We start from the raw sequence: 9,184 nt of genomic DNA, 5'->3' as shown, positions 1-9,184 counted from the left end.
GAGGGGGCTTGCTCCCGATGGCGGCCTGTCAGTCAGCTTATTTGTGACTGATGCCCCGCTATCGGGAGCAAGCCCCCTCCCACAGGATTATGCGGTGTGCAGGGCGCCGGCGCTTAACAATGCAGGTCACCCATGCGGCACAGATCGAGTGGGGGTTGGCTTGCCTGCACACAATTTGTGGGAGGGGGGCTGTTCAGGCTTTGGCGGCCATCGCGGTGACTTCGACGCGCATGCCTTCAACGGCCAGGGCGGCAACGCCAACCGCAGCGCGCACGGGCCAGGGCTTGGCGAAAAAGCGTTTGTAGACCTCGTTGAATGCGGCGCGGTCGGCCATATCGGTCAGATAAATGGTCAGGTGCATCACGCGGTCCATGGAGCTGCCGGCTTTTTCCAGGGCGACTTTCAACGCCTGCAGCGTGCATTCGCTTTGCAGGCTGATATCACCCAGTTCCAGGCTGCCGTCGGCGCGGGTTGGAATTTGCGTGGAAACCAGGATGCCGTTGAAGCCGATAACGTCGGAAGAGATCGAATCGGCGTCGGGATCGGGGGTAAAGCTCAGGTCGTGGTTGGCCATGATGGGCTCGGGTCGAGTAAAGGGCAGCCAGTCTAAACACTGGCACCGCGCCGGTCACTTCTGTGGCATTTATGATCAATTACTTGGCGTCAATTAATAATTATTTTTTGCGCCTCAAGTCACTATTTTTCTGCCGATACTAGACTCAAGCATCAGTGAAAACGCTCGAGTGAGGGTACGTCATGTTCAATAAAGCGCTTAAAGCAGAACTGGCGGCCAGGACGGCCGAAACTACGCAATACAAGGGACTGATCGCCGCACTCGAACGCTCCATGGCGGTGGTCGAATTCGACCTGACCGGCAAGGTATTGCGCAGCAATGAGAACTTCCAGAAGACCATGGGGTACACCGCCGATCAGTTGGTCGGCAAGTCCCACCGTGACTTTTGCCCGTCTGAATTGACCGGCAGTCCCGCCTACGCGGCGTTCTGGAATGAGCTCAAGGCCGGCAAGTTTGTGTCGGGCACCTTCAAGCGTTTGGATTCCCACGGTAAAACCGTGTGGCTGGAGGCCAGTTACAACCCGGTGCCGGATGCACAGGGGCAAGTGTTGAAAGTGGTCAAGTACGCGCTGAACGTGACGCAAAAAGTCGAGCAGGAGGCCGCCACCCGCAGCAAAACGGCGGCTCTGGACCGTGCAATGGCGGTGATCGAGTTTGATTTGAATGGTGTGGTGCTCGACGCCAATGACAACTTCCAACAGGTCATGGGTTACTCACTGGCGGAACTCAAAGGCAAGCACCACCGTATGTTCTGCGAGCCGGCACTGGTCAACAGCGGTGAATACAGCGACTTTTGGCGCCGTCTTAACAACGGCGAATTCTTCACCGGGCAGTTCAAGCGTATCGGTCGAGGTGGGCGTGTGGTGTGGTTGGAGGCCAGCTACAACCCGGTGTACGACGGCGACGGCAAATTGATCAAAATCGTCAAGTTCGCCAGTGACATCACCGAGCGCGTGGAGAAGTTCGAGGAAGACTCTCGCGGGGCATCCCGGGCCTACCATATTTCATCCGAGACCGAGCGTTTTGCCGAACATGGCACCGAAGTGATCCAGGAGACCGCCAGTGAAATGCGCCGCATCGCCGATAATATCGGCGCTTCGGCGCGGCTGGTCGGGCAGTTGGGCGATCGTTCCGAGCAAATCACCGCGATCGTCAATACCATCCGCGGTATCGCCGACCAGACCAACCTGTTGGCGCTTAACGCCGCCATCGAGGCGGCACGCGCAGGCGATCAGGGGCGCGGCTTTGCCGTGGTGGCCGACGAGGTCAGGCAATTGGCCGGGCGCACCAGCCGCTCCACCGCGGAAATTGCCGAGATGATCGGCATGATCCTCTCGGAAACCCGCGATGCGGTGTCCAGCATGAATGCGACTCAGGAGGGCGCACAACGTGGCGTCAACCTGGCCGACCAGGCCGGTTCGGTGATTTTGCAGATACGCACCAGTACGGGTGATGCGGTCCGTGCCGTGAGCATGTTTGCCTCGAAACTGGATGAGTCCGAGGTGATCCCTAAAACCGCCGTCGGCTGGGTAGGGTAGTGTGCCTGCACCGGCCGCCCGCTGGGGTGGCCGGTGCAGGGCGTGGTTACAGCAGGGTGAACGGGTAGTCGACGATCACCCGCAGTTCATTCAACTTGCCATCGCCCTGATCGGCGTTGGATGACACCATTGCGTCACGCAGGCGAAACGACAGGTTTTTCGCCGGGCCGCTCTGTAGCACGTATTTGGCCTCCACATCGGTCTCGTGGTGGTCACCCTCGGCACCGTAGTCGCCGGCATAGGCACTGTTGGCCGGTGTGTGCGTGCCATTGATGTCCGAACCGTTGACGTAGCGGGTCATGAAACTCAGGCCGGGGACGCCGAAACTGGCCATGTTCAGGTCATAGCGGATGCCCCAGGACTGCTCGCCCGGACCGTTGAAATCGCCCCACTGGATCGAGTTGGCCAGCAGCACCGAATCGCCACTTTCACCCGCGCCGTTGTTGCCCGTGCCGATGTAGTCGAACGGCGTGTCGCCATGCACTTTCTGGTACGACAGCGTCAGGGTATGCGCCGCCAGGAACGAGTAGGCCGCGGCGACCGAGTACGTCGTGTTGTTGATCGCCCCGGCCTTGGCACTGCCGGTGTCGAGGGTGCGATACAGGTTGCCATCCAGTGCCAGCGACTGGTCGTGGCTCAACGGGATCACATAGTTGAGGTTGGTGTAGTACTGGCGCCAGATATCTTCCAGTTCACCGGCATACAGCGTGGCGCTCAACGACGGCGTGAAGGTGTACTTGCCACCGACGAAGCTTGCGCTGTTGGCCGCCACGTTGGCGTAAGTGGCGTAGATATCGTGGTCATGGTTGCTGGTCATGCCGCTGTTGGTGCTGGTGAAGTGCCCGGCCTCCAGGTCCAGCCCGGCGATCTCGCTGCTGCTCAGGTCAAACCCGGTCGCGGTCTGCGGCAAAATACGTGTGCCGCCGGTGGCGAAGACCGGAGCGGTGGGCTGCATGTCACCGAATTTCAGTTGGGTCTTGGAGACCTTGATCTTCACGTCTGCGCCCACTGAACCGTAGCCATTTTCAGGGTCGCCATGCCGGTCGGTCGGCAATTCGCCGGTGCCCGCGTCGGCGTGCGTGGCGTCGAGCTTCATCGCGCCGTAGGCATAGGCATCCACGCCAAAACCGATAGTGCCCTGGGTAAAGCCGGAGGCGTAGTTGAGCATCGCGCCTTGGGTCCAGTCGCGGTTGTCAGCCTTGCCGCTCCGGCGGTCGCGGTCAAAGTAATAGTTGCGCAGCAGCCCCGTAAGGCTGCTGCCTTCGATAAAGCCCTTGGACTCTGCCTGGTCGGTCACCGAATCGGCAAAGCTGAGTTGGCTGATGCCGACGCCTATCGCCAGCGTCAACAGGCTGCACTTTCTGATCATGTTCTTATTTCCCCGAAATAATGAGCGCGCACAGTGACACCGCACTTTATTGAACGACGCATAGGTTTAATGGGCAGGGATTCCAGGTGAGCGCAGTGCCGTTTTTATTGTGCTCGACGTGTTTGTCGAGTCCTGATTATTAACGGATTTTTCGCGGTGCGCAGCGGGGGGCGGGATTAAACTCGATTAATTAAACTTCACACTATTTAATCGGTTGGGGGTGTAGCGTGGTCAGGGTCTTAGCCGCTCTGCTTCGACACTACCCTTTGGTTTGCCGCCGCAGGTTCTGCGGCGGCTTTTTTATATCCACTTACAGCAGTGGCCGGGTATTCCAGCGCCAAATACTGGCGGACTATTACTCTTTCACATCCATGAATTCTTCAGCCCAGGCCACGTAGCTCTCCGGCAACGTGTAGGTATGCGTCAACTCGGTAGCACTCAGGTTCGAGGTGCTGTGGGTCAGCTTGCGCTGGGCGCGCAGGCTGTCGTAGGTGGCCTTGATCGAGGCAAAGTAGGCGCCATGCCCGGCCACCACGATGCGTACGCCCAGGCTGGCCAGGCGCTCGCTGTCATGGAGCAGGGGATTGCCGTAGGTCACCAGCATCAACGGCACCGTGAGGTTCGCCGCGATCTGCTCAAGGTGCTCGAAGTCTTTGACGCCGACCATGCAGATGCCATCGGCGCCGGCTTTTTCATAGGCCTTGGTGCGCTCGATGACGTCGGCGGTCGGCAACACACCGGCGTTGGTGCGGGCGATGATCGAGAGTTCTGGATCGACACGCGCCTCCAGCGCCGCCTTGACCTTGCCGATGCCTTCTTCGATGGAAATCAGGTCGGTGGATTTACGCCCGAACTGCGCCGGTAGCAAGGTGTCCTCGATCGTCAGCGCCGCCACGCCGGCACGCTCAAGCTCCTCGACGGTGCGCATCACGTTCAGGGCGTTGCCATAACCGTGGTCGGCGTCGGCGATAAAGGGCAACTGGGCCACGCGCCCGATGCGGGTAGCCTGTTCAACGAACTCACTCAGGGTGATCAGCGCAAAATCGGGGGCTGCAAGTACCTGCAACGAAGCGACCGAGCCACCCAGGATACCGACCTCGAACCCCAGGTCGGCCGCGATACGCGCGGACATGGGGTCGAACACCGAGGCGGTTTCAACGCACATTTTCTTGGCAAGCAATTCACGGAAGTTGCGGCGCAACGCTGAGTGAGAGATTTTTGGCATGTTCTTTCCTGGCTCTGTCGTCTTCAGTGACGATCACTATCTATTCATGGTGGCGCGAGGTTACCACGCAGGCGAGCCGGGGATTATGACGTTTGAGCATGGGGTAGGCGCCCTGCACATGGTGCACCTATTTGGGGCGGATCAGGGCGCTCACGCCGGCTCTGAATCGAGCCGCGATTGCCCGGTTTCGTGAGCGTGCGTGGCTCCCATGAACAGGTACATCGCCGGTACCATGAACAGCGTCAACAGCGTCCCGATCGACAAGCCGGCGAAGATCACCAAGCCCATGTCATGGCGCCCAGCCGCACCGGCCCCGGACGCCCACACCAGCGGCACCACGCCCAGCACCATCGCCGCCGTGGTCATCAGGATAGGGCGCAGGCGCACGGCGGCCGCTTCTTCAATCGCCTCACGCTTGCTGTGGCCGGCGCGTTGCAATTGGTTGGCAAACTGCACGATCAGAATCCCGTGCTTGGTGATCAACCCCAGCAGCGTCACCAGGCCCACCTGGGTGTACACATTGATCGACGCGTAGCCCATGGTGATAAACGCCAACGCGCCGAACAGCGCAGGCGGCACGGAGAACAGGATCACCACGGGGTCGCGAAAGCTCTCGAACTGGAAGGCCAGCGCCAGGTAGACGATCAGGATCGAGAACAGCAGCAGGCCGACGAACCCACCAGACTCCTGCATGAACTGCCGCGACTCGCCGGCGAAGTCCGAGGTGTAGCCCGAAGGGGCAACGTGGTTGAGGATCGTGTTCAGCTTCGCCAGCAACTCGCCCTGGGCCACACCGCTGACGCCGCCCAGCGTCGCCGAGTTGAGTTGCTGGAAGTGGTTGATCGATTCGGGCTGGGTCGAGGTCTCGATATGCGCCACCGTACGCGCCGGTATCATGTTGCCGGCAGGCGTGCGGATGTAGTAATCGAGGATCTGCTCGGGGTTGAGGCGGTTGACCTGCAACACCTGGGGAATGACTTTGTACGAGCGCCCGGCGGTGGAGAAATAGTTCACGTAATTGCCGCCCAACGCGGCTGACAACGCGGCGCCCACATCGGCCTGGGTCATGCCCAATGCGGCAATTTTTTCCCGGTCGACCACCAAGCGTGCCTGGGGTTTGTCCAGCTTCAAATCCATATCGGCGAACCAGAACAGCTGTTGTTTCAGGGCCTCGGCCATGACCGCCTGCGCGACTTCGTTGAGGTTCTCCACCGAGTCGGTGGTGGTGATCACAAATTGCACCGGCAACCCTTGGGCCCCCGGCAGCGAGGGCAGCGGGAAGGCCGCGATGCTGGCCCCCGGCACCTGATTCCATTTTTGCTGGAGGTCCAGAATCAGTTGGGCCTGGGAGCGGGTGCGGTCGCCCCAGGATTTGAGCAGCACGCCGCCCAGGCCCTGGTTGAGTGCCGGCAGGCCGGTCAGTTGGAACATCTGCGCGTATTCGGGTTCTTTGTTGGCGATCTGGAACGCCTGGTCGGCAATGCGCTCCATCTGCTGCGGTGACGCCGTCGGCGGGCCCTTGATCTGCATGAACACCAACCCCTGGTCTTCAGTGGGCGACAGTTCGCTCTTGGCCGTCATGCCGCTGGCCGCGACCAGCAGGAACAGGGCGAAACCAAAGGTCACCAGCACCGGCCAGACGTCCAGTCCGCCGGCCAGCACGCGGTGGTAGCGTTTGCGCAACCAGTCAAAGTACTGGTCGAGCCGCCGGGCGAAACGGCCTTCTTCCTGCCCAGGCTTGAACAGCCGCGACGTCATCATCGGTGAGAGTGTCAACGCCACCACGGCCGACACGGTCACGGCGCCTGCCAGCGAGAAACAGAACTCCTTGAACAGGGCACCCGTGAGGCCGCTGCGCAGCCCGATCGGCACGTAGGCGGCCACCAGCACCACGGTCATCGCAATGATCGGGCCGCCCAGTTCGCGTGCCGCGATCAGCGCGGCGTCCAGTACGCCTTTACCTTCCTCCTTGATATGCCGGTCGACGTTTTCCACCACAATAATCGCGTCGTCCACCACCAGCCCTATCGCCAGTACCAGGGCGAGCAGCGTCAGCAGGTTGATGGAGTACCCCAACAGGTACATGACAAAGAACGTTCCCACCAGTGACAGCGGAATCGCCACCAGCGGCACAATCACCGCACGGAACGAGCCGAGGAACAGGTAGATGACCACCGAGACGATGATCATGGCTTCGACCAGGGTCTTGACCACCTCGTAAATCGACGTGTTGATGAACTCGGTCGAGTCATACACGATCTCGCCGCGCACCCCGCTGGGCAATTGCGATTGCAGCTCGGGGAACGCCTCGCGCACGCTGCTGGCGACCGTCAGGATGTTCGCCGTGGGAGCCGCCTTGATGCCGATGAACACCGAGCGCTTGCCGGAGAACGCCACGCTGCTGTCGTAGCTTTCGGCGCCAAGGGTGACGGTCGCCACATCCTCCAGGTACACCAGCGCATCGCCTTTGTGCTTGATGACCAGGCGCTTGAACTCATCCACCGTGTGCAAATCAGTGCCGGCCGTCAGGTCGATCGTCACCGACTGCCCACGGGTCGAGCCCACGGCAGACAAGTAGTTGTTGTTGGCCAGGGCGGTGGAGACGTCCTGCGCGGTGACGTTGTGTGCCGCCAGTTTGTCCGGGTCGAGCCAGGCGCGCAGGGCGAACTGGCGGCCGCCGAGAATCTCTGCGGTTTGCACGCCCTGGATCGAGTCGAGCTTGGGTTTGACCACCCGCACCAGGTAATCCGTGATGTTGTTGGTGGGCAGCGTGTCACTGTAGAACCCCAGGTACATGGCGTCGGTGGTCTGCCCGACGGCCACCGTCAGTACCGGTTCCTGGGCTTGGGCGGGCAGTTGGTTCTTCACCGAATTGACTTGGGTATTGATCTCGGTGAGGGCCTTGCTCGCGTCGTAGTTCAGCCGCAGGGTGGCGGTGATGGTCGAGACGCCGGTGATGCTGGTTGAGGACAGATAGTCAATGCCTTGGGCTTGAGCAATAGCCGCTTCCAGCGGCTGGGTGATAAAGCCTGCGACGGTGGAGGCGTCCGCACCGTAGTAGGCGGTGGTGATGGTGACCACCGTGTTTTCGGTGCGCGGCCATTGGTTCACCGGCAGTTCGAAGATCGAGCGAAGCCCCAGGATCAGGATGAACAGCGAAACCACTACGGCCCAGACCGGTCGGTGGATAAAGGTATCGGTCAGTTTCATGGGACACCTTTTAATGTTCTTGGGGAGTCGGAGCCGGGTCGTTCAACGGCGCGGCGCGGTTGTCGACCTTCACCGGCGAGCCATTCTTGAGTTTCATCTGGCCGCTGGTGATCAACAGATCGCCTTCTTTCACTCCGGACACAATCGCCACCTGGTCGCCCCGGGTCGGGCCGGTCTTGATAAAGGTTTGTTGCGCGCTGAGCACTTCCTCACCCTTGTCGTTTTTACTCGAGGTGGCGATGAACACGGTGGTGCCGTAGGGGTTGTAGGTCACCGAGGTCTGTGGAACGGTGAGGTAGCGTTGGGAAGCGCCGGAATTGACCACGGCGCGGGCAAACATACCGGGCACCAGGCTTTGCCTGGGGTTCTCGACGGTGGCTTCGACGGTGACGTTGCGCGTGGTCGGATCGAATTGGGTGTCGACCGTGCTGATCCGCCCCGTGAAGGTTTGTTCGGAAAGGCCGTCGGCGGTCACCAGGACCTGTTGGCCGATGGCAATGGACCCGAGCTGGTTCTGTGGGACATTGAAGTCGATATAGATGGGGTCGAAGGTCTGCAGCGTGGCAATTTTGTCGCCTGGGTTGAGGTATTGGCCGGGGTTGACGCCGGTGATCCCGATACGCCCGGCAAACGGTGCGCGAATGGTCTTTTTCGCCACCAGCGCGCGTTGTTGTTCGGCGGCGGCAAGTTTGGCCTTCAAGTCTGCCGTGTCGGTGTCGACCTGGGCATGGGACACCGCATTGACCGCCAATTGAGCCTTGTTACGCTTGAGCACGATGCCCGCCAGGTCGGCAGTCGCCTCCAGGGAGTGAAGCTGCGCGAGGTCCGCGTCGGCATTCAACTGCACCAGCAGCGCCTGGGCCGCCACCTGCTGTCCGGGCGTGAAACCGAGGGTGCGCACGATGCCGCCGACTTCGGTGGTCACGTCCACGCCGCGCACCGCCTTCATCGAACCCACGGCGGACACACTGGGTTGCCAGTCGGCATACGGCACGGGCATCGCGGTCACCACGGCGGCGGGTAGCGGCAGTTTTGACTGGGCGATCAGCGCGGAAATCTGCACGAATTTCACCCCGGCGATGATCGCGACAATCAGCAATACCACCGCGATCATGATCAACATCGGCCGCCACAGTCGACGCTTGCGCGGTACGCCGGGCTCGGAGGGCGGGGGAGAGGCAGTCTGGACGTCGGCCATGGAGAGTCTCACGGGTTCAATGATTCGGTTCAGTCCAGCCCGCCGCTGTGGCGGGCGTCGCGTGCGCATT

6 protein-coding genes and 1 pseudogene are annotated in these 9,184 nt (G+C 61.0%); 2 read left to right on the top strand and 5 right to left on the bottom strand.

Annotation, left to right across the window (positions count from 1 at the left end; all coding sequences use genetic code 11):
- Nucleotides 1-193: 193 nt before the first annotated feature.
- Nucleotides 194-574 carry a RidA family protein gene (locus C9383_RS24070; protein WP_060753077.1) on the bottom strand — a complete coding sequence of 127 codons (381 nt, stop codon included), beginning with the start codon at nucleotides 572-574 and terminating at the stop codon, nucleotides 194-196.
- Between the two features lie 182 nt (nucleotides 575-756).
- On the opposite strand from C9383_RS24070, the pseudogene C9383_RS28755 reads away from it, so the two are divergent.
- Both C9383_RS28755 and C9383_RS28750 read left to right on the top strand, forming a co-directional pair.
- Nucleotides 757-1,524 (top strand): annotated as a pseudogene (locus C9383_RS28755) (PAS domain-containing protein); the annotation flags it as partial.
- Between the two features lie 3 nt (nucleotides 1,525-1,527).
- Entirely contained in the window at nucleotides 1,528-2,112 is a 585-nt protein-coding gene (locus C9383_RS28750) for a methyl-accepting chemotaxis protein (protein ID WP_412458297.1), read from the top strand.
- Nucleotides 2,113-2,158: 46 nt separating this feature from the next.
- Here the strand turns inward: C9383_RS28750 and C9383_RS24060 are convergent, their stop codons facing one another.
- The 4 genes from C9383_RS24060 to C9383_RS24045 form a co-directional block, all read right to left on the bottom strand.
- Complete coding sequence (locus C9383_RS24060) at nucleotides 2,159-3,481, bottom strand: OprD family porin (protein WP_090371115.1); 1,323 nt, start codon at nucleotides 3,479-3,481, stop codon at nucleotides 2,159-2,161.
- A gap of 355 nt (nucleotides 3,482-3,836) precedes the next feature.
- Nucleotides 3,837-4,706, bottom strand: a complete 870-nt coding sequence (locus C9383_RS24055; protein ID WP_060753074.1) for an isocitrate lyase/PEP mutase family protein — start codon at nucleotides 4,704-4,706, stop codon at nucleotides 3,837-3,839.
- Between the two features lie 150 nt (nucleotides 4,707-4,856).
- Nucleotides 4,857-7,916, bottom strand: coding sequence for an efflux RND transporter permease subunit (locus C9383_RS24050; RefSeq protein ID WP_060753073.1), 3,060 nt, complete (start codon nucleotides 7,914-7,916; stop codon nucleotides 4,857-4,859).
- A 10-nt stretch (nucleotides 7,917-7,926) separates the two neighbouring features.
- Nucleotides 7,927-9,114 carry an efflux RND transporter periplasmic adaptor subunit gene (locus C9383_RS24045; RefSeq protein WP_090371113.1) on the bottom strand — a complete coding sequence of 396 codons (1,188 nt, stop codon included), beginning with the start codon at nucleotides 9,112-9,114 and terminating at the stop codon, nucleotides 7,927-7,929.
- Nucleotides 9,115-9,184 lie beyond the last annotated feature (70 nt).

Source organism: Pseudomonas palleroniana, assembly GCF_003031675.1.
GTDB lineage: Bacteria > Pseudomonadota > Gammaproteobacteria > Pseudomonadales > Pseudomonadaceae > Aquipseudomonas > Aquipseudomonas palleroniana.
Note: the sequence above shows the minus strand (reverse complement) of the source record. Positions and strands in the feature narration are given on the sequence as shown.

Excerpts from the sequence above, each read along its gene's own strand:
- C9383_RS24070 (WP_060753077.1), bottom strand. The coding sequence starts at position 574 with ATGGCCAACCACGACCTGAGCTTTACCCCCGATCCCGACGCCGATTCG.
- C9383_RS24060 (WP_090371115.1), bottom strand. The coding sequence starts at position 3,481 with ATGATCAGAAAGTGCAGCCTGTTGACGCTGGCGATAGGCGTCGGCATC.
- C9383_RS24055 (WP_060753074.1), bottom strand. The coding sequence starts at position 4,706 with ATGCCAAAAATCTCTCACTCAGCGTTGCGCCGCAACTTCCGTGAATTG.
- C9383_RS24050 (WP_060753073.1), bottom strand. The coding sequence starts at position 7,916 with ATGAAACTGACCGATACCTTTATCCACCGACCGGTCTGGGCCGTAGTG.
- C9383_RS24045 (WP_090371113.1), bottom strand. The coding sequence starts at position 9,114 with ATGGCCGACGTCCAGACTGCCTCTCCCCCGCCCTCCGAGCCCGGCGTA.